Source organism: Kitasatospora sp. NPDC096077, assembly GCF_040303245.1.
Taxonomy (GTDB): Bacteria; Actinomycetota; Actinomycetes; order Streptomycetales; family Streptomycetaceae; genus Kitasatospora.
Genome location: NZ_JBEOSV010000001.1, coordinates 1 through 23,888, shown reverse-complemented (window position 1 = coordinate 23,888; position 23,888 = coordinate 1). Strand labels below are relative to the sequence as shown.

Annotated in this window: 23 protein-coding genes; 9 read left to right on the top strand and 14 right to left on the bottom strand. The window is 73.7% G+C overall.

Features of this window, described 5'->3' with window-relative positions; translation table 11 throughout:
• The first annotated feature begins 93 nt into the window (after positions 1-93).
• Positions 94-1,743 (top strand): alpha/beta hydrolase, encoded by a 1,650-nt coding sequence (locus ABTZ03_RS00115; RefSeq protein ID WP_350510542.1) that lies wholly within the window; start codon positions 94-96, stop codon positions 1,741-1,743.
• On the opposite strand, the gene ABTZ03_RS00110 is transcribed toward ABTZ03_RS00115, so the two are convergent.
• The 10 genes from ABTZ03_RS00110 to ABTZ03_RS00065 form a co-directional block, all read right to left on the bottom strand.
• Positions 1,712-2,731 (bottom strand): hypothetical protein, encoded by a 1,020-nt coding sequence (locus tag ABTZ03_RS00110; protein WP_350510541.1) that lies wholly within the window; start codon positions 2,729-2,731, stop codon positions 1,712-1,714. The genes ABTZ03_RS00115 and ABTZ03_RS00110 overlap by 32 nt on opposite strands.
• A gap of 114 nt (positions 2,732-2,845) precedes the next feature.
• A complete protein-coding gene (locus ABTZ03_RS00105) occupies positions 2,846-3,457 on the bottom strand; it encodes a hypothetical protein (RefSeq protein ID WP_350510540.1) in 612 nt (203 codons plus the stop codon).
• 46 nt (positions 3,458-3,503) lie between these two features.
• Positions 3,504-4,646 carry an eCIS core domain-containing protein gene (locus tag ABTZ03_RS00100; RefSeq protein ID WP_350510539.1) on the bottom strand — a complete coding sequence of 381 codons (1,143 nt, stop codon included), beginning with the start codon at positions 4,644-4,646 and terminating at the stop codon, positions 3,504-3,506.
• 125 nt (positions 4,647-4,771) lie between these two features.
• Complete coding sequence (locus tag ABTZ03_RS00095; RefSeq protein ID WP_350510538.1) at positions 4,772-5,149, bottom strand: transcriptional regulator; 378 nt, start codon at positions 5,147-5,149, stop codon at positions 4,772-4,774.
• A 2-nt stretch (positions 5,150-5,151) separates the two neighbouring features.
• Positions 5,152-5,655: a hypothetical protein gene (locus ABTZ03_RS00090; protein WP_350510537.1), complete on the bottom strand. Its 504-nt coding sequence runs from the start codon at positions 5,653-5,655 to the stop codon at positions 5,152-5,154.
• Positions 5,656-5,787: 132 nt separating this feature from the next.
• Positions 5,788-6,816, bottom strand: coding sequence for an ABC transporter permease (locus ABTZ03_RS00085; protein ID WP_350510536.1), 1,029 nt, complete (start codon positions 6,814-6,816; stop codon positions 5,788-5,790).
• Entirely contained in the window at positions 6,816-8,447 is a 1,632-nt protein-coding gene (locus ABTZ03_RS00080) for a sugar ABC transporter ATP-binding protein (protein WP_350510535.1), read from the bottom strand. The genes ABTZ03_RS00085 and ABTZ03_RS00080 overlap by 1 nt, the downstream gene beginning before the upstream one ends.
• A 44-nt stretch (positions 8,448-8,491) precedes the next feature.
• The gene (locus ABTZ03_RS00075; protein WP_350510534.1) at positions 8,492-9,547 is read right to left on the bottom strand and encodes a substrate-binding domain-containing protein; all 1,056 of its coding nucleotides are present in this window, start codon (positions 9,545-9,547) and stop codon (positions 8,492-8,494) included.
• 194 nt (positions 9,548-9,741) lie between these two features.
• Positions 9,742-10,128, bottom strand: coding sequence for an Imm32 family immunity protein (locus ABTZ03_RS00070; RefSeq protein ID WP_350510533.1), 387 nt, complete (start codon positions 10,126-10,128; stop codon positions 9,742-9,744).
• A 220-nt stretch (positions 10,129-10,348) separates the two neighbouring features.
• Complete coding sequence (locus ABTZ03_RS00065; protein ID WP_350510532.1) at positions 10,349-11,308, bottom strand: GlxA family transcriptional regulator; 960 nt, start codon at positions 11,306-11,308, stop codon at positions 10,349-10,351.
• A 72-nt stretch (positions 11,309-11,380) separates the two neighbouring features.
• Between ABTZ03_RS00065 and ABTZ03_RS00060 the strand changes: the two genes are divergently transcribed.
• From ABTZ03_RS00060 to ABTZ03_RS00035, 6 genes are all read left to right on the top strand, one after another.
• Positions 11,381-11,977 carry a cysteine hydrolase family protein gene (locus tag ABTZ03_RS00060; protein WP_350510531.1) on the top strand — a complete coding sequence of 199 codons (597 nt, stop codon included), beginning with the start codon at positions 11,381-11,383 and terminating at the stop codon, positions 11,975-11,977.
• A gap of 235 nt (positions 11,978-12,212) precedes the next feature.
• Positions 12,213-14,216, top strand: a complete 2,004-nt coding sequence (locus ABTZ03_RS00055) for a ricin-type beta-trefoil lectin domain protein (RefSeq protein WP_350510530.1) — start codon at positions 12,213-12,215, stop codon at positions 14,214-14,216.
• A 306-nt stretch (positions 14,217-14,522) separates the two neighbouring features.
• Positions 14,523-15,626, top strand: coding sequence for a polyprenyl synthetase family protein (locus ABTZ03_RS00050; protein ID WP_350510529.1), 1,104 nt, complete (start codon positions 14,523-14,525; stop codon positions 15,624-15,626).
• On the top strand, positions 15,623-16,696 hold the full coding sequence (locus tag ABTZ03_RS00045) for a polyprenyl synthetase family protein (protein WP_350510528.1): 1,074 nt from the start codon (positions 15,623-15,625) through the stop codon (positions 16,694-16,696). The genes ABTZ03_RS00050 and ABTZ03_RS00045 overlap by 4 nt, the downstream gene beginning before the upstream one ends.
• Positions 16,693-17,388, top strand: a complete 696-nt coding sequence (locus ABTZ03_RS00040) for an HAD family hydrolase (protein WP_350510527.1) — start codon at positions 16,693-16,695, stop codon at positions 17,386-17,388. The genes ABTZ03_RS00045 and ABTZ03_RS00040 overlap by 4 nt, the downstream gene beginning before the upstream one ends.
• Positions 17,385-18,707 carry a hypothetical protein gene (locus tag ABTZ03_RS00035; protein ID WP_350510526.1) on the top strand — a complete coding sequence of 441 codons (1,323 nt, stop codon included), beginning with the start codon at positions 17,385-17,387 and terminating at the stop codon, positions 18,705-18,707. The genes ABTZ03_RS00040 and ABTZ03_RS00035 overlap by 4 nt, the downstream gene beginning before the upstream one ends.
• Here ABTZ03_RS00035 and ABTZ03_RS00030 read toward each other — a convergent pair.
• Entirely contained in the window at positions 18,658-19,725 is a 1,068-nt protein-coding gene (locus ABTZ03_RS00030; protein WP_350510525.1) for a methyltransferase, read from the bottom strand. The two genes, ABTZ03_RS00035 and ABTZ03_RS00030, sit on opposite strands and share 50 nt — an antisense overlap.
• 207 nt (positions 19,726-19,932) lie before the next feature.
• On the opposite strand from ABTZ03_RS00030, the gene ABTZ03_RS00025 reads away from it, so the two are divergent.
• Positions 19,933-20,424, top strand: coding sequence for a hypothetical protein (locus ABTZ03_RS00025; RefSeq protein WP_350510524.1), 492 nt, complete (start codon positions 19,933-19,935; stop codon positions 20,422-20,424).
• A 25-nt stretch (positions 20,425-20,449) separates the two neighbouring features.
• Here the strand turns inward: ABTZ03_RS00025 and ABTZ03_RS00020 are convergent, their stop codons facing one another.
• Positions 20,450-20,908, bottom strand: a complete 459-nt coding sequence (locus ABTZ03_RS00020) for a MarR family winged helix-turn-helix transcriptional regulator (RefSeq protein ID WP_350510523.1) — start codon at positions 20,906-20,908, stop codon at positions 20,450-20,452.
• A gap of 226 nt (positions 20,909-21,134) precedes the next feature.
• On the opposite strand from ABTZ03_RS00020, the gene ABTZ03_RS00015 reads away from it, so the two are divergent.
• Complete coding sequence (locus ABTZ03_RS00015) at positions 21,135-22,103, top strand: trypsin-like serine peptidase (protein WP_350510522.1); 969 nt, start codon at positions 21,135-21,137, stop codon at positions 22,101-22,103.
• A 15-nt stretch (positions 22,104-22,118) separates the two neighbouring features.
• Here the strand turns inward: ABTZ03_RS00015 and ABTZ03_RS00010 are convergent, their stop codons facing one another.
• Positions 22,119-23,075 carry a helix-turn-helix transcriptional regulator gene (locus ABTZ03_RS00010; protein ID WP_350510521.1) on the bottom strand — a complete coding sequence of 319 codons (957 nt, stop codon included), beginning with the start codon at positions 23,073-23,075 and terminating at the stop codon, positions 22,119-22,121.
• A 50-nt stretch (positions 23,076-23,125) separates the two neighbouring features.
• On the bottom strand, positions 23,126-23,683 hold the full coding sequence (locus ABTZ03_RS00005) for a pyridoxamine 5'-phosphate oxidase family protein (protein WP_350510520.1): 558 nt from the start codon (positions 23,681-23,683) through the stop codon (positions 23,126-23,128).
• Between the last annotated feature and the right edge of the window lie 205 nt (positions 23,684-23,888).

Here is a 23,888-nt window from a genome sequence, read left to right as displayed (position 1 = left end):
AGGATAGCCGCACCGGCTTCATCGAAACCTCACGGTGCCCAGGTCAAGCTCCTGCCCCGTACCCGACAGCCGACGTGGGATGGGACCGGAGCAGTGCAGCGATTCACCAGGAACAGGCAGCCGGCCGAGCACCGGGAGCAGCGGTCGGCCGCGCGCGTCCCCGGGACAGCGGGCCGCGCCCTCCAGCAGCGTGCCGCCCTCGCCCTGGCCCTGACCGTGCTGGGTGCCGTCCCGCTCGCGGCCTGCACCCCCGGCGCGACCGCCGCACGGGCGACGATGACGGTCGAGGCCTCGTCCCGGCCGGCACTCCAGCCCTTCTACGGGCAGAAGCTCGCCTGGACCGCCTGCGGCGACCTGCGCTGCGCCACCCTGACCGTCCCGATGGACTACGCCCACCCGGAGAACGGGAAGACCTTCGTCCTCCCCGTCGTCAAGGCGGCCACCGCGATGCCGGACCAGCGCATCGGCAACCTGGTCTTCAACCCGGGCGGACCGGGCGCCTCCGGCGTCGACCAGCTGAAGGACGGTGGCGTCGACTCCTTCACCAAGGCGGCCAGGGCGCACTTCGACATCGTCGGCTTCGACCCGCGCGGCGTCGCCGGCAGCAAGCCCGCCGTGGACTGCACCCCGCCGGACGACGCGCCCGACCAGGCCGGGGACGAGGCGCCGCAGCCCCTCTACCCGCGTACGGACGCCGAACGCCGGGCCGCCCTCGCCGACGCCGACCGCACGGCCGCCGCCTGCCGGGCCCGCAGCGGCGAGATCCTCCCGCACATCGGCACCCTCGACGCCGCCCGCGACCTGGACGTACTGCGCGCGGCGCTCGGGGACGACAAGCTCAGCTACGTCGGCTGGTCCTACGGCACCTACCTCGGGACCATCTACGCCGAGCAGTTCCCGCAGCGGGTGCGCGCCCTCGTCCTCGACGGCGCCATGGACCCCGCGAAGGACTGGTCCGAGGAGGCGTTGAGCGGTGGCCGCGCCTTCCGCAAGGCCGTCGACGACTACGCCGACAACTGTGCCAAGGTCGTCGGACCGGTCTGCCCGGCCGCCACCCCGGACGGCATCCGCACGCTCATCGCCGACCTCTACGCGAAGACCGCCCGCCACCCGCTGCGGATCAAGGGCAGCGACCGGCGGCTCGACGAGAACGCCCTGCACGGTGCCCTCACCGCGTCGATGTACACGCCGGAGGCGCAGTGGGCGCCGCTCTCCGAGGCCCTGACCGCGGCGTGCAAGGGCGACGGCGGCAAGCTCGCGGACCTCGCTGACCACGGCCAGGACCTCCAGGGCGACGGTTCCGCCGAGGCCACCGCCGATCCCGCCCCGCGCGACAACAGCGGCGAGGTCCTGACGGCCGTCAACTGCCTGGACAACCCGCACCCCGAGGACCCGCAGGCCTACTGGCGGCTGCTCGACCGCGCCCACCAGGAGTCCGGCCCCTTCGGCGCCGCCACCGTGCTCGCCGACCTCACCTGCCGCACCTGGCCGACCGGCCCGACGAAGCCGCACCGCGTCCAGGCCGACGGCCTGCCACCGGTCCTCGTCGTCGGCACCACCGGCGACGCGGCGACCCCGTACCAGGACGCCCGGAGCCTCGCCGCCCAGCTCCCCGGCGGCATGCTGCTCACCTACCAGGGTCTGGGCCACACCGCCTACGGGCGCAGCAACGCCTGCGTGACCGACGCCGTCGACGGCTACCTCGTGGACCTCAAGCCCGTGCAGCCCGGGGCGAGTTGCTGACCTGCCGCTTCTGACGCCCGCCGATGCCCGGGAGGGGGCCGAACAGCGCCCGGTGGAGCGGGCCGTCGACCGGTTCGCCGAGCGGGCCGGGCCAGGTCACCGCGGACTCGGCGTCCTCGGCCCGGAGCAGGGTGCAGCCGGCCTCCAGGACGGTGTCCAGGATGGCCCGCTCGGTGTCGGTGGCCGCGGGTTCGACCGGTTCGGTCCGGAGTCTCCGGAGGCGGCGGGGAGGGCCCGTGGTTACCCGCAGCAGCATGGCGAAGGTGCCGCACGCGGACAGGGCCAGCCGCCACTCGGCGTGCGTCTCGGTGTGTTGGAGGATCAGGTGGCCCGGGCCGCCCGGGTCGGTGACCTCGACCGTGGCGGCCAGGTTCACGACCAGCTCGCGCCGTCCCTGGCCGGCGGTTCGGTCGACGTTTCGGACGGCGTCGAGGCAGGCGGCGATCCGGGCCGACCGGTCCTGCTCCCGGCCCGGGGCGAGCAGTTCGCGCACGCGGTGGCGGGCTGCGCGGATCCGGGGGATCGGTTCGGTCCGGGGGTTGCCGCGGGCCCGGGCGGGGTGCGGGTCGTCACCGCGCAGCAGCAGGAGGTCGAGGGCGGTCGTGTAGTGGTCGGCGGCCCGGGCCGGGTGGCCGGCGGCGGCCAGGCAGTCGGCCAGGTCCTCGTAGGCGTCGGAGCCGCCCGCCTTGCGCGCGTGCTTCTCCGCCGCCTCGATCGTGGCCCAGGCCTCCTTCGTCCGGCCCGCCCGGAACAGGGCGGACGCGTAGTCCGGGAGCGCCCACTTCAGCTTGCGGAAGGTGGGGCGGGCCGCCGCCACTCCGTCGAGCAGGGCCAGCGCGCGCTCGTGGAACTCGGCATCGGTCCAGTCCTGCGCGGCCTGGGCCATGTACCGCAGGCGCGCCGTGCCGGTCTTGCCCGCGGCGGAGTCCTCGTGGTCCCGGGCGCTCTCCTCGGGGGTGTAGGACAGCGGGCTGAACGGTTTCCTCACGGTGTTTCTCCGGGCGCTGGTGAGCAGGGCCCGATCGTTCTATCAGGAGGTCGGGCCCCGTACGCACCCACCCCTCGCGGGGCCCGGCCGAGGTGGCGGGCCCCGCGAGCGGGCTCAGTGCCCGGCCGGGTGGAACAGCGCGTCGTCGTAGTCCGGGAAGACGGCCGGCATCACGCGGCGGAACGCGGTGACCTCCGCGCTCTTCTCCAGGCCCGGGCAGAGCGTCTGCGGCCAGTACCAGAAGCCGCGGGAGGCGATCAGCCGTTCCAGATAGGCGTCGAAGGAGTACCCGGTGTCGTGCAGCTCCTCGCCGAGGTAGTGGTAGTGGACGGAGTCGCGCGGGGGGACGAACGCCGCGCAGGCCTCGGAGGTGAACCGGTCGAAGGGCCGGACGGCGCGGAACTCCTGGTCCTCCTCCGAGTGCCAGGTGATGCCCTGCCAGTCGCCGAGGACCTGGTGCAGCGGCAGCAGGTTGATCAGGCCCTGGTCGGAGAGGTCGTTGTTCAGGAGCTCGGGAACGGTGTGCCGCCAGGTCAGGCGGACCGCGCCGACCTCGCGGTAGAAGGCCTCGACACCCGCCGGGAGGCGGCCGTCGGCCAGGCGGACGGCGGACTCGAGGTCGGCCGGTGGGGTCGGTGGCGCGACGGTGGCCTCCAGGAGCTCCACGCGGGGGTTGCGCTCCAGGTCGGTGATCATCGCGGTCAGTCGGGCACGGGGGTCGATCACGTACGTACGTCTCCTTCGGCGCCTTCGGCGGCGCCAGCGGGTGCGGTCACTTCAGCCGGTTGTTCTCGATCTCCCAGGCGTCGCCGCCCAGTTCCTTGCCGGTGGTGTCGTAGACCGTGTACTCGGCGTGGAGCTTGCCGGCGAGCTTGTCGGCGTAGTTGGCGTCGATGTCGGCGTCCACATTGGCGTCGCCGGTCAGGAAGTCCGCGGCGTCGGGGTGGGTGCTGTAGTCGGCCTCCACGTAGTACTCGACGATGTGGCCCTTCTTCAGCACCTCCTCCTTGAGCTTCTTCTCGACCGTCTTGTGGTGTGCCGAGTTCGCGGACGCGGTGATCGGCGTCATGTTCTTCATGACGCCGGGGCCGCCGACGTTGTGGTTGAGCAGGTGCCCCTGCACCATGAAGTTCGAGAACCAGGCGCCGGTCGCGCCGCTCTTGGGCCACCAGGCCGGCTGCTCCTTGGGGATGGAGCCTGTCGGGAGCTGGCCGGGGTGGAGCTCGGCGTGCATCGTGGTGCCGACGCCGTTGCCGTTCACCCCGCCGTAGATCTCGTACGGGGTGCCGGTGTACGCGCGCTGCACCGCCAGCTCCTGAGCTGCGGACGGGGACTGCTCGGCGACCCGTTGGACGGCGGCGTCGGGCACGGGCCCGCTCAGCGCCCGGACGGCGTTCGCCTCGGCGGCGCGCTCGAAGCGGTCGCCGGGGTCGCTGACGGACAGGCCGTTCCCGTGGTCGGTGCCGGACACCGGGCCGGAGCGCTGCTGGATGACATGGGTCAACTCGTGGGCCAGGGTGTGCTTGTCGCCGCCGCCCTGGCCGATCACGACGTGCTCGCCTGAGGTGTAGGCGCGGGCGCTCATCTCGGCCGCCGAGCGGGCCGCGGCGGGGCCGTCATGGACCCGCACGCTGCTGAAGTCGGCGCCGAGGCGGGCCTCCATCTCCGTCCGTACGCCGTCGGCCAGCGGACGGCCCGGCGACCGCAGCACTTGGTGGACCGTCGAGCGCTGGACCGTCTCCTCCTCCGACTCCCGCTGCAGCTTGAGCAGTTGGACGACGGCCGCGTTGCCGATGGAGCGCTGCAGTGCGGCGAGCGAGCGGGGGTCCGCCGGGACGGACTGCCGCTGTGCGGCCGGCCGGCCGCGGTCGCGGCGCTCGGACTGGCTCTGCGTCTTCGGGTCGTGCGCGTGCACATCCACCTCCTGGACAGGCGGTTCGCACCGCGGTCGCTGTGTATCCATGCCGGTGTACGGCGGGCGGCGTTGCCCGTACAAGGGCCGGAAGGGCAGAGTCGGGGGCAGGCTTCGATGACCCGACGTCACACCGGTCGGCCGGGCCCCGGGTCGGGGCCACCCGCCGGGTGCTCCGCGGCGGCCCGCCCGGCCTGTCCGGCCCGGTCGGCGATCTGCTGGAGCGCGGCCACGTGTGCGCGCAACCGCTCCCGGCCCGCGTCGGTGGCCCGCACCCAGGTGCAGCGGCGTGCCCCGACACGGCCCTTGCGTATCTCGACGAGATCGGCGCCGCCGAGCGTGGTGAGCTGCTTGGACAGCGCCGAGTCGCTCAGCCCGGCGTGCTCGCGGACGAAGGCGAACTCGCACCAGGTGGTCGCGGACACCAGGGAGACGATGGTCAGCCTGGTCGGGTCCAGGAGGAGCTGGTCCAGGCCGGACCCGGCGCCCGCGGTCGGTCCGGTCACGTTCACCGGACCGCCGTGCGACGGGCCAGCCGCCGCAGCACCGCGCCGGCCAGCAGGCCCGCGGCGACGTACAGGGCGGCGTACGGGAGGGCGGCGGTGGTGTACGGGTGCTCGCGGATCCAGGCGGGCATGCCGGAGCCGGTCAGCAGGCTGTGCACGGCATGGCCGGTGCCGTACCCGACGGCGACGGCGACCAACGCGACCAGCGTCACGGGAAGCCCCGCGTACGTGGGCAGGGCGCTGCGGTGCGGGGTGCCGGAGGCGGCGGCCATCCGCGGGCTGCGCCGCCCGGCGACGACCCAGGCGACGGCGAGGGCGCCGAGGCCGAGCGAGGCGACACTCCGGGCGGTGGGGCCGAAGTCGTCGGCGGCGAGGAACGAGGCCATGACGGCGCCGAACACCGCCCACACCCACCAGGGGGCGCGCAGCGACTCGGCGGCGTGGAGGCGGGCCTTGCGGACGCGGGCCAGCGCGTCCCGGGCCTCGGAGGGGGTGGGTGTACTCATGGTGGTCTCCCCTTCGGACGCTTACTTTCCTACAAGGAAAGTACGCCCTACTTTCCTGCTGGGCAAGTAGCCGAAAGAGTGAATCGGAGGCCGGGGCGGGGGCCGGGGTGAGGGCCGGGGCGGGCAGCCGGCTCAGGCCGGCAGGCCGATGGCGCGCTCCCGGTTGCGGCGCTGCTGGGCGACCACGGCGGCGACCAGCAGGGTGCCCTGGGCGACGTTCTGCCAGAAGGAGTTGATGCCCTCGACGGTGAGCCCGTTCTGCAGCGCGCCCAGCAGCGCCACCGCCAGCAGGGTGCCGCCCACCCCGCCCTTGCCGCCCTTGAGGGCGCAGCCGCCGAGCGCGGCGGCGGTGATCGACTGCAGCTCCAGGCCCTCGCTGCCCGAGACCGGCTGCCCGGAGCCGGTGCGGGCGGTGAGCAGGACGCCGGCCAGGGCGGCGACGGTGCCGGCCAGCACATAGGCGGAGATCAGGTACTTGTTGAGGGCGATGCCGGCCAGCCGGGCGGCGGTGGGGTTGCCGCCGATCGCGTAGATGTTGCGGCCGATGTCGGTGTAGGTGAGCAGCACGTGGACGGCCGCGGCGACCAGGATCAGCAGCCACACCATGGTGGGCAGCCCGGCGACCTTGCCGCGGCTGAGGAAGACGAACACCGGGTCGCCGAGGACGTAGCCCTGGGCGCGCCCACCCGAGACCAGCTGGGCCAGGCCCTTGTACGCGGCCAGCCCCGCCAGCGTGGCGATGGTCGCGTTGACCCGGCCGTAGACGATGACGCCGCCGTTGAGCAGGCCGATGGCCGCCCCGATCAGCAGGGCCGCGCCGATGCCCAGCGGGGCGCTCGACCCGGTGGAGGTGAAGACCATCGCGCTGGTGACGGACGCCAGGCCGGCCTGGGAACCGACCGAGATGTCCAGGCCGCCGCAGACGATGACCACGGTCTGGACCACGGCCAGCAGGCCGGCGATGGTGACGGCCTCGGTGATGCCCTGGATGTTGTCCCAGCTCAGGAAGTTGTCGTTGAGCCAGCCGAAGAGGACCAGGACGGCGACCAGCGCGCCGAGCAGGCTGAGGTTCTGCCCGCCGAGGGCGGCGAGCCGGGCGAGCGCGCGGCGCGCCGGGTGCGCCCGCTCCGGTCCGCTGTCGGGGACGGCGCTGGTGCTCATCAGGCGGCTCCGGTCGGGGAGTTGGGGTCCTGGGGCGACGGGGGCGGGGCAGGGACGGCCAGGTCGTCGGCGATCGTGGGGGCGGCCAGGTCGTCGGCCATGGCGAGGGCGAGGACGGCCTCCTCGGTGGCCCCGGCGCGGTCGAGTTCGCCGGTGACCCGGCCGTTCTGCAGCACCACGATGCGGTCGGCGAGCCCGAGCACTTCCGGCAGTTCGGAGGAGACCACCAGGACGGCGACGCCGTCGCGGGCCAGGTCGGCGATGATCCGGTAGATCTCGGCCTTGGCGCCGATGTCGACGCCGCGGGTCGGCTCGTCGAGGATCAGCAGCCCGGGGCGGCGGGCCAGCCAGCGGGCGAGCACCACCTTCTGCTGGTTGCCGCCGGACAGGGTGCGCACCTCGGCCTCGATCGAGGGCGCGCGGACCCGCAGCCGGTCGGCGTACTCCTGGGCGAGCGCGCGTTCCTGCGCCCGGCGGACGAACCGGCGGCGGCGCAGCGCGGGGTAGCTGACCAGGGCGGTGTTGTCCCGGACGGTCCGGTGCAGGAGCAGTGCCTGCGCCTTGCGCTCCTCGGGGGCGAGGCCGATCCCGGCGGCGATCGCGTCCCGGGGGCCGCGCAGGCGCAGCGGTTCGCCGTCCAGCAGGACGGTGCCCGAGCGGATCGGCGCGTCCCCGGCCAGGGCGAGGGCGAGTTCGGAGCGGCCGGCGCCGATCAGTCCGGCCAGGGCCACCACCTCGCCCGCGTGGACCCGCAGGTCGATGCCGCGGACGGCGTCGGTGGTGAGGCCCCGGACGTCGAGGACGACGCGGTCGGTGGCGACCCGCTCCCGGGTGAACAGGGCGGACAGGTCGCGGCCGACCATCAGCCGGACGATCCCGGCCTCGTCGGCCCCGGCCGCGTCCACCACCCCCGCCAGCGCACCGTCGCGCAGGACGGCGATCCGGTCGGCGAGCCGGAAGACCTCCTTCATCCGGTGCGACACGTAGACGACCGCGATCCCCTCCGCGCGCAGCCGTCCGATCAGGGCGAAGAGCGCCTCGCTCTCCTGCTCGGAGAGCGAGGAGGTGGGCTCGTCGAAGGCGATCGCGCGGGCCGGCACCCGGCCGGTGAGGGCGCGCAGGATCTCCACCAACTGACGCTGGGCGGCGGTGAGTTCGGAGCCGAGCAGGTCGGGGTCGAGGACCTTGGCGAAGCCGAGCCGGGCCAGGTCGGCGGTGATCCGGCGGCGCAGCTCGGTCCGGTCGAGCCGCCGGTCCAGGCGGTGGCCGGTGCGGCGCGGCAGCGAACCGGCGTACACGTTCTCGGCGACCGAGACGTGCGGGATGATCTCCGGCTCCTGCGGGATGATCCGGATCCCGGCCCGGCGGGCGTCCATCGGTGAGGAGAGTGCGAGCGGGACGCCGTCCAGGGTCACGGTGCCCTCGCTCGGGCGGTGGTCGCCGGTCAGGATCCTGAGCAGGGTGGACTTGCCCGCGCCGTTCTCGCCCATCAGGGCGGTGACCCGGCCGGGCGGGAAGTGCAGGGTCACGTCGTCCAGCGCCCGGACGGCGCCGAAACGTTTCCCGATGCCTTCGGCGGCGAGTCCCTCGGTGGCGGGTCCCGAGGGCGGGACGGGGGAGCGGTGCGTCATCGCGGCCTCCCTGGCGGAGCGGGTCCGGCCTCTCGGCCGGAGGGTCAGCTGCAGGGCACTCCGACGGACTGCCAGCTCGCCGCGTCGACCATCTTGGTCGGGGCGAAGGCCTCGGCGGGCATCTCCTTGCCGTTCTTCAGCCGGTCGTAGAGGGTCTGGACGGCGAGCGCCCCGACGTCCTTGCCGTTGATGAACAGCGCGGCCTTCATTCCGGACGGCTTGCCGCTGCCCCAGTCCTTGCAGGCCAGGTAGGCGCCCAGGCCGACGCCGTCGATGTCGGCGGGGGAGACGCCCGCGTTCTGCAGCGCGGTGACGCCGCCCTGGACGTTCTCGTCGTTGCAGCCCCAGACCACCCAGTGCTTGACGCCCGGGTTGGCGGTGAGGGTGGCGGCGACCTTGTCCTGGGCGCCGGTCGGGGTGTTGTCGGTGGCCACGTCGATGGTCCGCACGCCGGGCACCGTCGCGGAGAAGGCCGCCTCGGCGCCCTTGACCCGGTCACCGCAGACGGTGACGTCCTGCTGCCAGGCGGAGATGATCCGGGTGTCGGCCGGGTTCCAGCCCGCCTTGGTGAACTCCTCGGCGGCCCGCTTGCCGACCTCGGTGCCCATCTGCGTGCCGGAGAACCCGACCCGGGGCACCAGGTCGGCCTTGGCGCACTTCGCCGGGTCGGGCCCGGTGGCGCAGACCTGGTCGTCCGAGGTGAGCAGCGCGGTCCTGGCGTCCTTGGCCAGCTGCACCACCTGGGGGCCGACGGCCGGGTCCGGGACGACGACGATCAGGCCGTTGCTCTTCTGGGCGATGGCGGACCGGACCTCGCTCACGGTCTTGTTGGCGTCGCTGCCGAGGTCCACCACCCTTAGGTCCACGCCGAGTTCGGCGGCCTTGGCCTTGGCACCGGCGGCCTCGCCGACGAAGTACTCCTGGTCGCCCTGCTTCTGCAGGTAGCTGATCGAGATCTTCCCGCTCACCGGGGCGACCGAGGCGGCGCCCCCGGAGGTCGACTCCTGGCCGGTGGAGCAGGCGGTGAGCGCGAGCCCGGCGGCGAGGCCCAGCGCGGCGACGGACAGCGGGCGGGAGGGTGTGCGGCGCGGTGAGGCCATGGGGAACAAGCCGGCTCCTTGGGGGTCCCGGCCTGTGGTGGGCCGGGGGAGAGGGAAGGTGCCTTTGCGTGAACACGGCCAATATGAAGCGGAATTGCCCAGGAGTCAACATTTGCGAACAGAATCGCACGTGACTTCCGCTTGCGGTCGGTTCCCACAGCTCGTGCTGCGCCCCCCTGCGCCCTGACGTCCACTTAGCGGCGCGGCATGCCCCCGTGCGGGCTGCTGGCGATCAATGCCACCGATCCCTCGACGAGGTAGTAGTGCCCGGGGTGGTACTCGATGTGCAGGTGGCCGCCGTCCTCGTAGCTGCCCAGGTCGCGCAGGATGTCCGCCAGCAGCGCCCGGCCGGCGTCGTCACCGCTGACCACCAGGACCCGCCGTTCGGAGTCGAGGCCGAGCAGTACCCCGGGGCCGGCTGTCCCCGTGACCTCGATCCCCGCCAGCGCGTCGACGCCCGGCTCGATCCTGACGTCGACCCTCCCTCCATCGGCGGCCACCGCGTCCGCCAGGCGTTCGTACTCCTCCGCCGTCGCCGAGAGGTCGGCGCAGTCGCACGCGGTGTCGTAGTCGAGTCTCACCTGGTCAGCACTCCTTCACGAGCGGACGGCCCGATTGGCGTCCGGCTGTCGGACACCCTCCCGCACCCGGGATCCGGTCGTCCAGGCGATTCGGTGCGCCCGTCGGGCCGAGCGGGACCGCCGCGGTGTGCCGGGCTGTTGACTTGTGGTGGATCCCGTTCGGTCCTGTTGCCGCTTCGCGGCGGTCCTGGGCGCCGCGAAGCGCCAATCGCCCCGAGCCCTACCCGTCCTCCCGGCCGCGGAACGCCCGGCGGTACTCCCGGGGCGGCACGCCGACCCGGGAGGTGAAGACCGGGCGGAGGGAGACCGCCGAGCCGAAGCCGCAGTGGGTGGCGACGGCGTCCACCGGCAGATCGCTCTCCTCCAGCAGGCGTTGGGCGGCGAGGATGCGCTGGTCGAGCAGCCAGCGCAGCGGGGTGGTGCCGGTGGCGGCGGTGAAGCGGCGGGCGAAGGTGCGCTCCGACATCACGGCGTCGGCGGCCATCCGGCCCACCGTCCACGGGGTGTCGAGGGAGGCGAGGATCCCGGCGCGGACGCGCGCCAGCGGGTCGTCCCCGGTCGGCGGCGGGACCGGGCTGGGGATGAACTGGGCCTGGCCGCCGGTCCGGAACGGGGCGGTGACCATGGACCGGGCGATGGCGGCCGCGGCCCGCTGGCCGTGGGCGGTGCGGACCAGGTGGAGGCAGAGGTCGATCCCGGCCGCCACCCCCGCCGAGGTCCACAGGCCGTCGCCGCCGGTGAACAGCACCTCGGGGCGGACCGTCACCGCCGGGTAGCGGCGGGCCAGTTCGGGGACGAGCGCCCAGTGGGTGGTGGCCTCCCGGCCGTCCAGCAGCCCGGCCTCGGCGAGCACGAAGGCGCCCGCGCAGAGCGAGGCGAGCGGCACGCCGCGGGCGTGGACGGCCCGCAGCGCATCGAGGACGTCGGGACCGGGGACGGCCGACGGGTCCTCGACGCCCGGGACCATGACCAGGTCGCAGTCGGCCAGCGCGTCCAGCCCGTGGTCGGGGACGCGTTCCAGGCCGCCGTCCAGCCGCACCCGGGCGCCGTCCGGCCCGCAGACCCGCAGCTCGAAGGCGGGCACGGCGGTCCGCGAGGACCGCTGCGCCCACACCTCGCCGATCACCGCGTAGTCGAAGGCCCGTACACCGTCGAAGATCAGGCAACCCACCGTTCGCATGGCAGGAATATATCGATGGTTGGCATTCCTGCCCATCACGCCCGGGGCCGGCCGCCGCCCAGGATGGACGTCATGACGAACACCGACGCCTTCGACGCCCCGCTCACCCTCGACCCCGACGCGGTCCTGCTGCTCATCGACGTCCAGCAGGGCTTCCACGACGCCGACTACTTCGGCCCCCGCGACAACCCCCAGGCCGAGCAGCGGATGGCCGACCTGATCGACGCCTGGCAGGCCACCGGGCGCCCGATCGTCACCGTGCAGCACACCGCCCCGGGCGGGCCGCTGGCCGCAGGCACGCCCGGCCACCGGCTGCAGGACTTCGTGGCGGCGCTCACGCCCGAACTGCACATCACCAAGACCGTGAACAGCGCCTTCTACGGCACCCCCGACCTGCACGCCTGGCTCCAGCAGCGCGGCGTCCGGCAGGTGGTGATCAGCGGGATGATCACCAATGTGTGCTGCGAGACCACCACCCGGATGGCCGGGAACCTCGGCTACGACGCGATCTTCCCGACCGACGCCATGCACGCCTTCGACATGACCGGCCCGGACGGCACCGTCGTCCGCGCCGCCGAGTTCGCCCGCGCCACCGCCACGACCCTGCACGCGATGCGCTTCGCCAAGGTCGTGACGACGGACACGGTCCTGGCGGCCGCCAAGGCCTGACCGGATGCCGCCACGGCTTGGGCGGTTGCCGCCGGGCCATCGGGTGGCGCGGGACCGCTCAGGCCGGGCAACGGGGGATCCCGCATTCCGGTTCATTCGGTAATGAATTCTTATCGGGTCGATCCGGAAGTTGTCAGGGCTTTCGATTCCGTCATATGGATTCCGTATGGAGAATCCATTCGGAGGATTCCGGGGCCTACGATCCGTCTTTACCGAGTAGAAAGACGGATCCGATATGAAGTCCCTGTTCCGACTGAAACGCGCCCTGGCTCACGGGGTCGTCGCGGTCGCCGTGCTCACCGGCGGAATGACCGTGCAGGCGCAGACCGCGTCCGCGGCCGCCCCCGTGGACACCAGCTGCGGAACGCCCGCCTCGGTGGGCGGCGGCAACTGCATGACCTCGCTGATCAATTCGGCCTTCGACATGATCCGGGGCATGCGCGACGCCGCGAACAACAACAAGCTGGACAATGCGCAGTTCACCCAGGACACCGCGTCGAAGCTGAGCCAGAAGTTCCCCGGGTTCAACGTCATGGTGTACAAGACGGTGGGCACCGACCTGTACGACACCGAATGGTTCAAGGGCGAGTACAAGGCGGACATCAAGGGGGTGCTGCTCGACACCACCTACAAGCTCAAGCACTACATGGACAAGGACAAGCGGGACCCCTCCGGCTACGACGTGTTCCGGATCTGGGTCTTCCAGGGGGACTCGACGTTCCGCAACCGGACCGACGGCGGCTTCATGAACTGGGCGTTCGTCGGCAACGACGGCGACAGCGTCAAGAAGGAGTCGTGGACCTGCCGTTCGGGCACCGCGCGGCCGTACAAGTGCGACGGTGACGTGCGCACCATCCACTTCCCCGGTCGCTCCGGCTACGGCACCAGGACCGGCAGCCTGACCCCCGACTCCAGCCGCCCCGGCTACCACGCCTGCCTGGACGTCAGCGGCAACGGCACCGCGAACGGCACCCCCGTGCAGATGTGGGAGTGCAACGGCGGCGACGCCCAGCGGTGGACCTACAACGGGTACCGGTTGCAGGCGGCCAACGGCAAGTGCCTGGACGTGCCGGGCAACAACACCGGGAACGGCACCAAGCTGCAGATCTGGGACTGCCTGGACAACCCCGGACAGCGCTGGAACATGTCGGCCAGCGGCGGGTTCCGGCACCTGGTGGACCAGGAGGACCGCTCCAAGGACGCCTGCATCGACGACTACAGCGGCCAGACCGGCAACGGCAGCCCGGTGGTGACCTGGTCCTGCGGCTCCGAGACCAACCGGGACGCGCCCAACCAGAACTGGGCCTGGGGCGGCACCCCGCCGACCACCAACCCGACCAATCCGCCCACGCCCGGCAACGGCGCCGATGTGACCCTCAAGCTCGACAACGGCCTGGGCGCCGTCCCGGTCAGCGGCTCGGCCGGCGCGTCGGTCGTCGCCGGGATCCGCGGCGGCAACGAGTCCAAGTGGAAGCTCACCCAGGTCGGCGGCGGCCGCTACCGGATCACCAGCTCGTACGGGCTGGACCTCACCGAGAACAGCGGCTACCTGGCGGAACTCCAGCCGTGGAGCAACGCCGACCGGCAGAAGTGGGAACTGGTCGGGATCGGCAACGGCAAGTACCAGATCCGGATCTCCGGTGACGACTGCCTCGCCCACGACGAGGACTTCAAGCAGCTCGGTGTGTGGACCTGCAAGCAGGACTGGCACCAGGGGTGGGTCCTCGAAAACGCGTCCGGCGGCGTGATCACGCCGACCAACCCGACCAACCCGACCAACCCGACCAAGCCGGACCCGAACCCGAAGCCCAAGCCGGACCCGAACCCGAACCCGGCGGAGTCCGTTCCGACCGAGCGGCCGCTGTTCATCAAGCTCTCCAACGGACTGGGCGCGACGGCACCGACCGAGACCTCGACCTGGGGCGCGCCGATCGCGGCCGGGGTCCTGGGTTACAAGGGGTCCACCTGGACGATCAAGCCGCTGGGCGGCGACCGCTACCGGATCGTCAACGACCTCGGCTACAACCTCACCGAGAACCCCGACACCTACGTCGCCGAGCAGCAGGCGTGGGGCGGCACCGACAACCAGAAGTGGCAGGTCGTCAGCCTCGGCGGCGGCAAGTTCCGGATCCAGATCGACAAGGACAACTGCCTGACCGAGGACTCCGACTTCAAGCAGCTCGGCGTGTGGACCTGCGAGGGCGGCTGGAAGCAGGAGTGGACCTTCCAGCTCCGCTGACCGCCACCTGACGGGAGGGTGACCTGGTCCGGCGGGTACAGCGGGCGTGGGAAGTCGACAGAGCGACTTCCCACGCCCGCCGCCGTCCCTTTACCAGCCGGCCTCACCGTACGGTCGGAAAATCGCACAGTAACCACTCGAACAGGTGGGGCAGGCGAGTGGCCGCGAATGGCATGGGACTGGTGGGGCAGGCTCGGCCGGGTGCGCGGCGAGGGGCTGTGCGCCGGGCGCCTACCGGGTGCCCGAAGGGATGGTCCCGTACGCGACCGAACGCGTCGCGGCGGACGGGAGGGGGCGGTTCACGGCATGAGCGCACCAGCAGCAGTACCCCGGCTGACGCCGGTGGCGGAGACGACCGCCGCCCGCGACTGGCTGGCCGCCACCCATGCGGCCGTCGACCGGGCCCTGCACGCGTTCCTGGACGCCAAGCGGCTCTCCGGCGAGCCCGGTGCCGGAGGACCGGCCGCGCCGGTCGACGCCCTGCGGGCCTTCCTGGGCGGCCCGGGCAAGCGGGTTCGGCCGCTGTTCTGCCGGATCGGATGGCGGGCCGTCAGCGACGGTCCCCCGGACCCGCGCCTGGCGGACATCGGGGTCGGACTGGAACTCCTGCACGGCCACGCCCTGGTGCACGACGACGTGGTGGACCGCTCCGCGCTGCGCCGCGGCCGTCCCACGGTGCACCGGGCCTGCGCGGCGCAGCGCGGCGGGGACGCCTGGTACGGCATCAGCGCCGCCGTGCTGCTGGGGGATCTGGCGGCCCTGTGGGCCGACGAGTGCTTCCAACGTTTGCACGAACCCGGGGTACCCGCCGCGGCCCGCACCCAACTGGGGCTGATGAGGCAGGAGTTGCTGACCGGGCAACTCCTGGACCTGGCCGAGCCGTCCGAGCCCTTCGGCACCGTCGAGGAGGCGTTCGCCGTGATCGACGCGAAGACCGTCGCCTACACGGTGCGCGGCCCGCTGCTGATCGGGGCGGCGATGGCCGGGGCCGACCGGGCGGGCACGGACGCGCTCGCCGGCTACGCCCGGTCGCTGGGGGAGGCGTTCCAGCTCCAGGACGACCTGGAGGACGTCACCGCCGCCGACACGGGCGGGGAGGACCTGCGGGAGGGCAAGCGCACCGCGGTGGTCGCGCTGGCCGCCGAGGCGGGCACGGCCGCCCAGCGGGCGACCATGGCGCGGCTGCTCGGTCGCCCCGGCCTGACCGACGCCGAGCTGGCCGAACTGCGGGCCGTGCTCACGGCCACCGGAGCGGTCGCCCGGGTGCGCGCCATGGTGCTGGAACGGCGGCGGGCGGCCCTGGACACGGCGGCCCGGGGCCCGTTCACCGGGACCGGACGGGCGCTGCTGACCGCGATGACGGACCGGGCGCTGCCCGGTGTCGCCGACTGGGAGGAGAACGCGGCATGACCACCACGACCCCCACGCCCCCCGCCGGGCAGGTCCCGGCCGCCCATCTGGCCGAGGCGCGCCGCCTGGTCGATCCGGTGCTGCGCCGGACCGTGGACGGCCTGCCACCGGGCGCGGTGCGCGACGCCGGCCGCTACTACTTCGGCTGGACCGACGCCGACGGAACCCCCGCCCGGGCGGCCACCGGCAAGGCGATCCGGGCCGCGCTCGTCCTCGCCACGGCGGAGGCGCTCGGGGCGGACACCGACGCGGCCCTGCCCGCCGCGGCCGCCGTCGAGTTGGTCCACGGCTTCACCCTGGTGGTCGACGACGTCCTGGACCGCGATGCCGTCCGGCACGGGCGCCCGGCCGTCTGGTCGGTGTTCGGCACCCCCACCGCGCTGCTGACCGGGAACGCGCTGCTCGCCCTCGGCACGAGCGTGCTCGGCACCGACCCGGAACTGCCCGCGGCGGCCGTGACGCTGCTGGGCACGACGGTGGCCGCCATGTGCCAGGGCGCGGACGCCGACACCGCGTTCGAGACCCGGGACGACGTCACCATGGCGGAGTGCCTGACCATGAGCCGGCAGAAGTCCGGGATCTTCCTCGGCGCCTGCGCCGGGCTGGGCGCCCATGCCGCGCACGCCGCCCCGGCGGTGGTGGAGCAGCTGACCGAGGCCTTCACCACGGCGGGAGTGGCCTTCCAGTACGTCAACGACCTGCTGGGCGTGTGGGGCGACGAAGCGAGGACCGGCAAGCGGACGGGCTCGGACCTGGCCAGCCTGAAGCGGACCCTGGTCACCGTGGACGCGCTCGCCGACCCGGGGCCGGCGGGGCGGGAACTCGCCGCCCTCTACTCCTCCGCACCCCCGCTGAGCCAGGAGCGGACCGCCCGCGCCACCGAGCTGGCGGCGGCCACCGGCGCCGGGCAGCGGGCCCTGGACGCCGTCGAACTGCACACCCGCCGGGCGCTGGAGCTGATCGCGCAGGCCGTCCCCGACCCCGACCGGCGGACCGGCCTGGAGGCACTGGCCACCATGCCGGTCGGCTACTACCGGGCCTGCGCCGCCGCGAACGGCCCGGGTCGGTGAAGGGCCAGGACACCGCGCGGGCGGGTCTCGGGGCGGTGGTGTGCGACATCGACGGCACCCTGACCGCCACCAGCTCCGCCCTGGCCGTGACCCGGGCCCTGGGCGTGCCGGTCTCCGCCCACGCCCGGCTGTACCGCGCCTACCGGGCCGGCGCGCTCACCGGTGAGCCGCTGCGCCAGGCGCTGCGGACCCTGTGGGCCGGTGCGACCCGTCAGCGCCTGGCGGAGGCCTTCAGCGGTGTGCCGCTCCGATCGGGTGCCGACCGTTTTCTCGGCGCGCTCCGTGCGGCGGGGGTGCCGCTGGTGCTGATCACCTCCTCCGCGCAGGAGTACGCCGACGCCACCGCCCGCAGGCTCGGCGCCGCCCTCGCCCACGGGGGCGGACGCCTGCGGTACGGCCACGACGGAGTGCTGACGGACCTGGAGATGTACGCGGCCGACGAGGCGGAGATGGCCGCGCTCAAGGCCCGCCAGTTCCGCGCCGTGCTGCGCACGCTGGACCTGCCGGCGCACCGGGTACTGGTGGTGGGCAACGGGCCGAACGACCTCGGCCTGTTCGCCGCCACCCCGCACAGCGTCCTGATCGACCCGATCGGGAACAGCCCGCACCGGCACCTGGTCGCCCACGTCGTGCCGGGCCTGGAGCAGGCGGCCGACCGCATCACCGCCCTGACCGGGACGGCGGCGGGGTGACCGGTCGCCCCCACCCGCTGGACGTGGCGTTCCTGGCGGCCATGGAGGGCTACCCGCCGACCACCCGCTGGGAGATGGCCTTCCAGTACACCGTGCTGGGTCCCGTGCCGACCGCCGCCGAACTACGCCGTCGCGCCGAGGAGTTGGTGGCCCGCTTGCCGTTCCTGGCGCTGCGCCTGCACGGGCCGGCGGGTGCCCGCCGCTGGGCGCCGGATCCGTTCGACGCGGCCGAGCAGGTGGCGGTCGTCGAGGCGGTGGACGCCGACCATCAACAGGCCCTGGCCCGGACCTGGTTGGACGAACCCCTGGATGTTCCGGGTCCGGCCTGGCGGTTGCGCATCGTCCACACCCCCGGCGCCGCCGGGTTCACCGTCGTCCACACCGTGCACCACGCCCTCCAGGACGGCCTGGCCGCCGCCCGCACCGGGCTCGCCCTGCTCGGCTGCACCCCGCGGCCGGCCCCGGTACGCCCCCGACCGGCGGCCCGCCGCCACGCCGCCGACCTGGTCCGGCTCGCGGCCCGCACCGCCGCCGACGTGACCCGGGGACTCGCGTACCGACCCGGACCGTTCCCGTTCCTCACCGGCCGGCCCGGACCGATGCGGGTGGTCGACCTGCCCCTGGCCCGGTTGAAGGCCATCGGAGCCCGGAGCGGCGGGACCGCCAACGACGTCTTTCTCGGCGCCGTCGGGACGGCGGTCGCCCACTGGGCCACCGCCTGCGGCCTCGACCTGGCGGAGCTGCCGGTGCTCGTCCCGCTCGACGCCCGGCACCCGACCGAACAGACCTGGCACGGCCTCCAGCACGGCAACCGGCTGTTCTCCACCCGGTTGCTGCTGCCCGGCCAGGGCGTCTCCCCTGCCGAGCGGCTGGCCCGCGTCATCCGGGCCCTGCACCACCGGACCGTCACCGCCCGGCATGCCGTACAGGACACCGTCCGGTACCTGCCCGCGTCGGTGGCCCGTACGGCCGTGCGGCTGTTCAGCGCCCCCGGCTACAGTGCGGCGATCGTCTCGTCCTGTCCGCTGCCCGCCCACACCCCGCCCGACGGGCTGCGGGTCGTCTCGTTCCTGGCACGCGGCCCGCTCACCCCCGGCCACCTGCTCGCCGTCGTCCTGAGCGGTGACGGCGAGCAGGCTCGGATCTGTTTCCACCCGGATGCCGGACTGCCGTGCCCGGAAGCCCTGGTGGACGGCTGGTGGCGGGCGCTGGCCGAGTTGGAGACGGCCCTGCTCGAAGGGTCCGGCGCGGTGGCCGGCCCGGGGGGCGTCAGGCCGGGACGGCCTCGACCACGGAGAGGACGGTCGGGGTCGGGATGATGCGGGACAGCCGCAGGCCGGACTTCGCGAGGAGCTCGGCGAAGTCCTCCTCGGTGCGCTCGCGGCCGGTGAGGGAGACCATCATCAGCAGGTCCAGCGCCTTGGACTGGTGCGGGGCGTTGCCGCGCGGGACCACCGCGTCCAGGATGAGGACCCGGCCGCCCGGGTGCAGGGCGCGGCGGCAGTGGCCCAGCACGGTCGCGCACTGGTCGTCGTCCCAGTCGTGGGTGATCCGCTTGAGCAGGTGGACGTCACCGGGCGGTACGGCCTCGAAGAAGTCGCCCTCCGTGAGGGACCAGCGGCCTTCGACCTCCGGGGCCGTGCCCAGGCGGTGGCCGGCCAGGACGTGGGGGCGGTCGTACAGCACGCCGGACAGCGCGGGGTTGCGGCGCAGCACCTCCAGCAACAGGCCGCCGTGGCCGCCGCCGATGTCCACCACGGTGCCGGTCGACGGGAAGTCGTAGCCGGCCGCGAGGATCGCGTTCTCCGCGTCGGACATCGCCGCCATGCCGTCGTGGAAGACGGCGGCGGTGCGCGCGTCCCGGGCGAAGTGGTCGAAGAACGGCATCCCGAAGATCTCGTCGAAGGCCGAGCCGCCCTCGGTGAGACAGCGGGTCAACTCCCCGGCGGGCAGCCAGAAGGTGCGGTCGCTGAGCATCAGGATCGCCGCCCGCGCGGAGTACGGGACGTCGCTGCGCAGCGCCTGCCCGGCCTCGGTCAGCGCGAAGCGGCCCGACTCGTCCTCCGCCACCAGGCCGCGGGTGGCCAGCAGCCGCAGCAGCCGGTACAGGTTGCGGGCGTCCGTGCCGGTGGCGGCGGCCAGGTCGGCGGGGGTGCCGGGGCCCTTGGCGAGGTGGTCGGCCACGCCGACCTCGGCGGCGGCGCGCAGGGCGGCGGCGAAGAGGAAGCCGAGGACCTCGTCGACCAGGAGGGCGTTGGACCGGCGGTAGCGCTCGTCGGGGTCGCCGTCCCCGTTGCCGGGTGCGTTCCCGGGCTGCCGGCCGTCGTTCTGGTGCATACCGTCCTCCTCCGATCGGAATCCCCCGCCAGGGAACGCTGCCCACGGCCGCTCGGGCCGAAGCGGCGCAGGGGCGCGTACGGGGGCGCACCGCTGGCTGCGCGCGCCCGGCTTGACGGTGCCCTAACACCGGCGGCGCTGCCGGGCGGGCGTCTCCGGCGTTGCACTCGCAGAGAGCATCTGTCTGAGGTCGAGGGGGAGTTGGGGATGGCACTGGCCGGCGGGCACGCGGCGGTACCGCCGTACACCGAGCGGGCACTGATCCAGGGCACCGCGTGGGTCCTGGTGGTCCTGGCCCTCGGGCTGGACCTGGGCCATCAGTCCTGGCAGGCACTGGCCATCGCCGCGGGCGTGGTCGTGGTGGCCAGCACCGGGCTCGCGGTACGGCTGGAGAGCGTCAACCTGGTCGCGTTCCTGAAGAAGACGGCGATCTGGGTCGCCCTGATCCTGCTGGTGCTGCTGGTCGAACTCGGGGCCGAGGCGGACTGGGCGATCGGCTCGGTGACCGGCAAGGAGGTCACCACGGCCACCGTGCTGGTGCTGATCGGCGACCTGGTGGCCGAGGTCCGCGACCACCTCAGCGACCTGGTCGGCCACGGTCGGCACCGCGACCGGATCCGGGACTCCGTCAACACCGTCGAGCTGAGCCTGGCCCGCCTCCGGCACTGGTCGAACCGCCGCAGGGTCCGTACGGAATGAGCCGTCCGGGAACAGCCCCGCTCGCTCAGCGGGCGGCGTGGAGCTCCTCGGTGGCCTCCTCCAGGGCTTCGGCGGCGCGGCCGAAGTAGTCGAACAGGGTGGCGAGTTGCTCGGCGGTGAGGCCCTCGAACAGGTGGCCGAGCCTGCGCCGGGCGGGGGCGAGGACGGCGTCGAGCTCGGTGGGCTGGGCGACGGCCTGGACGATCACCTTGCGCCGGTCCTCGGCCGGGTGGCTGCGCCGGACGTACCCGGCGCGTTCCAGCCGGTCGATCAGGCGGGTGGTGGCGCCGGTGGTCAGTCCCGTGCGGACGCTCAACTCACCGGAGGTCATCGGCCCTTTGAGTTGGAGGGCGTTGAGCGCGTAGGCGTCGGTGGCGCCGAGCCCGACGGCATCGGCGCTGGCCTGGCTGTGCAGGACCACGGCCCCGAGGTAGCGCCGGAAGACCTCTCCGGCGTCCTCCGGCAGGTTGCTGGGTGTTTCCATCCGGGACCGATTCCTTGCTGTGCGCGGCTGGGCGGCTTCGACGGGTGCTCGCCCAGCGCATTCTTCCAGCCCGGGGTGCCGGGCGACCGAGCCGGGGCCGTTCCAGTGGGCGGCCCGCCATCGGGCCGACGACGATTCGCCCTTTTCGGTGCCCCGGCGGAGCGTTCCGGTGGTCCGGCCTGGATGATGGGCATGTCAATGTCGGTCTGTGAAAGGGGAATTGACGATGTGTAGGGTGAGATCCGTTCGCCGTGCCGCCGTTGTCGTGGCCGCCCTGATCGCGGTCGCCGGGCTCGCCCCGGCGGCGTCCGCCGCGGCACCGGTGGCCGCAGCATCCGTGGCCGCAGACCCGGCGGCGGCCGAGCTGGGGACGTACTGGACGGCGGCCCGGATGGCGGCCGCACTGCCGGTCGACGCGGGCCGGACCCCGGCCCTGGCGCCGACGACGGACGGGCCGCAGCCGGGGGAGTACATCCCGCCGAGCCGGAGCTTCGACGGCATCCCGCAGGCCGGGGCGTTCTTCTGGACCGACGCCACCGGCGCCGGCCGCACCTGCAGCGGCTCGGTGGTCCGCAGCCCCGGCCGGGACCTGGTGCTCAGCGCGGGCCACTGCCTCAAGGGGTACGCGGGCAGCTCCCCGCTGCGCCACCTGGGCTTCGTGCCGCAGTACCACGACGGGCGGAAGCCGTTCGGGATCTTCCCGGTCGTCGGCAACGGGGTGTACGTCGCCCAGGAGTACTACGACCAAGGCCCGCACGCCGGCGCCGAGTACGACTTCGCCTTCGCGGTCACCGGGCCCAACCAGGACGGCGAGCGGCTGGAGGACGCCACCGGCGGGGTCCAACTGCTCACCGACACCGGGTACTTCCACGCCCCGGTGCGGATGATCGGGTACCCGGCCGGCGCGGAGAAGCCGCTGGGCTGCTGGAGCTGGACCACCGCGTGGGTCAGCGACGACCCGGCCGAGCCGGGCACCTTCCCGCGGATCGCCTGCGACGCCTTCACCAGCGGGACCAGCGGCGGGCCGATGCTGCTGCCCTGGTTCGGCGGCTGGGCGGTGATCGGGCTGATCGGCGGCTTCCACACCGGCGGCAACACCCCGCAGGTCTCGTACAGCGCCCACTTCGGCGCCGCCACCCGGGCCCTCTACCGCGCCGCCGTCACCGGCGCCCCGCCCGCGGCGCCGCGCCCCTGAACGACAGCCGGCCCGTCAGTCGTACAGCCCGGCCGCCCGGCGGGTCGCCTCGGCCAGCCGGGCCCGCAGCGCGGGCGGCCGGAGCACCTCGGCCTCCGGGCCGAGGCGCAGCAACTCGAAGTAGCCGATCTCCCAGCTCTCGACCGGCAGCGTCACGGTGACCCAGCCCTCCGCGTCCGGCGGGCCCGCGGTGGCGAGGGCGTCGGCGGCCGCGGTCGGCTCCAGCAGGACGGCCAACCGCTCGACCGCGAGCGGGCTCAGCCGCACCACGGCCCGCTCGCGCAGCATCGTGCGGGTGAACTCCACCGCCGCCGCGTCCCAGTAGCCGGCCAGGTCGAAGTCCGGGTCGCGTTCGAACCGTTCGTCGCCGGCCTCGGCGGTCTCGAAGCGGTCGACCCGGTACGAGCCGACCCGGCCGGACGGGCCGCGCGCCGCCACGTACCACTGCCCGGACTTCAGCACCAGGCCGTACGGCTCCAGCCGCCGGTCCCGGGTGCCGCCGCGCGCCGCGTACCGGGCGTGCAGCACCCGGTCCTCCCACACGGCCCGGGACACCTCGGCGAGCAGCGGCGGGGGCTCGGCCGCGCGGAACCAGGCCGGCGCGTCGAGGTGGAACCGCCGGCCGGCGGCCGCGGGGGCGTCGCCCAGCGCGGCGGCGACCTTCAGCCGGGCGGCCAGCGCCGGCCCGGCCAGCCCCATGTCGTGCAGCGGGCCCGGCAGCCCGGCCAGGTGCAGGACCTCGGCCTCGGCGCGCTCCAGGCCGGTCAGCCGGGTGCGGTAGCCGTCGACCAGCCGGTAGCCCCCGGCCCGGCCGCGTTCGGCGTACACCGGCACCCCGGCCTCGGCCAGGGTGGCGACGTCCCGCTGGACGGTGCGCTCGGAGACCTCCAGCTCGGCCGCCAGCTCCGCGGCGGTCATCGTCCGACGGGCCTGGAGGAGCAGCAGCAGCGCGATGGCCCGGCTCGCGCGCACCTGCTCCCCTTCCGTTCCGGTCGACGTCGTGCTCCCATTCTCGCCGGACCTCAGCCCCGGCCGTCCAGCAGCGGCAGCCCGGCCGCCCCGGCCTCCCGCAGCTTGTCGAAGTCCGGCGCGAACACGGTCATCCAGGACGGGTGCACCCGGTAGTAGACGACCTCCTGCTCCCAGTCGAAGGTGTCCGCCCCGTAGAACTCCTGGAAGTACGCCAGCAACTCCGGCCAGTCGGCGGCCGGTCGGCCGTCCAGCGGATTGAGCGCCTCCACCGTGCCGTGGGTGAAGACCCCCAGGTCCTCCCCGCGCAGGTGCGCCGCGCTGACGGCGGGCCGCGCCGCGAGGTGGCGTGCCTTGGCGGCCCCGCGGGCCGTCCCGAAGTGCCACTTCCCGCGCAGGAAGTGCCCGTCCACCGCGCTGATCCGCGGCTCGCCCTTCGCCGTCACGGTCGACAGCGCGAGCGTGCACATCCCGGTGAGCACGCTGGTGAGCTGCTCGGCGGTGATGGTCCGCTCGCTGCTGATGATCGACCGCAGGTGGGCCGTCGATCGGGCCAGCGAGGCGTCGAGCAGGGCCTGCAGTCGCCGGAGGTCGTCGGGTGTCTCGCGCATGTCGGTTCCTCGTTCGTCGGGTCGTTCGTCCTGGCCCGCACCCCACGGCACGGACCGGCAACGCCACTCTCCCGCCGATACCCGACACCTTCTGTCGTCTTTACCGACTCAGAAAGTGTTGGGTTAGCTGGTGACTACTGGTTGTTGAGGTCGTCGGCGAGGCGGCGTGCTGCTTCGGTCTCGATGGTGCCGCGCGGTTCGATCT

Coding starts and splice junctions, on each gene's coding strand:
- ABTZ03_RS00090 (WP_350510537.1), bottom strand. CDS start 5,655: ATGAGTACACCCACCCCCTCCGAGGCCCGGGACGCGCTGGCCCGCGTC.
- ABTZ03_RS00085 (WP_350510536.1), bottom strand. CDS start 6,816: ATGAGCACCAGCGCCGTCCCCGACAGCGGACCGGAGCGGGCGCACCCG.
- ABTZ03_RS00080 (WP_350510535.1), bottom strand. CDS start 8,447: ATGACGCACCGCTCCCCCGTCCCGCCCTCGGGACCCGCCACCGAGGGA.
- ABTZ03_RS00075 (WP_350510534.1), bottom strand. CDS start 9,547: ATGGCCTCACCGCGCCGCACACCCTCCCGCCCGCTGTCCGTCGCCGCG.
- ABTZ03_RS00065 (WP_350510532.1), bottom strand. CDS start 11,308: ATGCGAACGGTGGGTTGCCTGATCTTCGACGGTGTACGGGCCTTCGAC.
- ABTZ03_RS00060 (WP_350510531.1), top strand. CDS start 11,381: ATGACGAACACCGACGCCTTCGACGCCCCGCTCACCCTCGACCCCGAC.
- ABTZ03_RS00055 (WP_350510530.1), top strand. CDS start 12,213: ATGAAGTCCCTGTTCCGACTGAAACGCGCCCTGGCTCACGGGGTCGTC.
- ABTZ03_RS00050 (WP_350510529.1), top strand. CDS start 14,523: ATGAGCGCACCAGCAGCAGTACCCCGGCTGACGCCGGTGGCGGAGACG.
- ABTZ03_RS00045 (WP_350510528.1), top strand. CDS start 15,623: ATGACCACCACGACCCCCACGCCCCCCGCCGGGCAGGTCCCGGCCGCC.
- ABTZ03_RS00030 (WP_350510525.1), bottom strand. CDS start 19,725: ATGCACCAGAACGACGGCCGGCAGCCCGGGAACGCACCCGGCAACGGG.
- ABTZ03_RS00025 (WP_350510524.1), top strand. CDS start 19,933: ATGGCACTGGCCGGCGGGCACGCGGCGGTACCGCCGTACACCGAGCGG.
- ABTZ03_RS00020 (WP_350510523.1), bottom strand. CDS start 20,908: ATGGAAACACCCAGCAACCTGCCGGAGGACGCCGGAGAGGTCTTCCGG.
- ABTZ03_RS00015 (WP_350510522.1), top strand. CDS start 21,135: ATGTGTAGGGTGAGATCCGTTCGCCGTGCCGCCGTTGTCGTGGCCGCC.
- ABTZ03_RS00005 (WP_350510520.1), bottom strand. CDS start 23,683: ATGCGCGAGACACCCGACGACCTCCGGCGACTGCAGGCCCTGCTCGAC.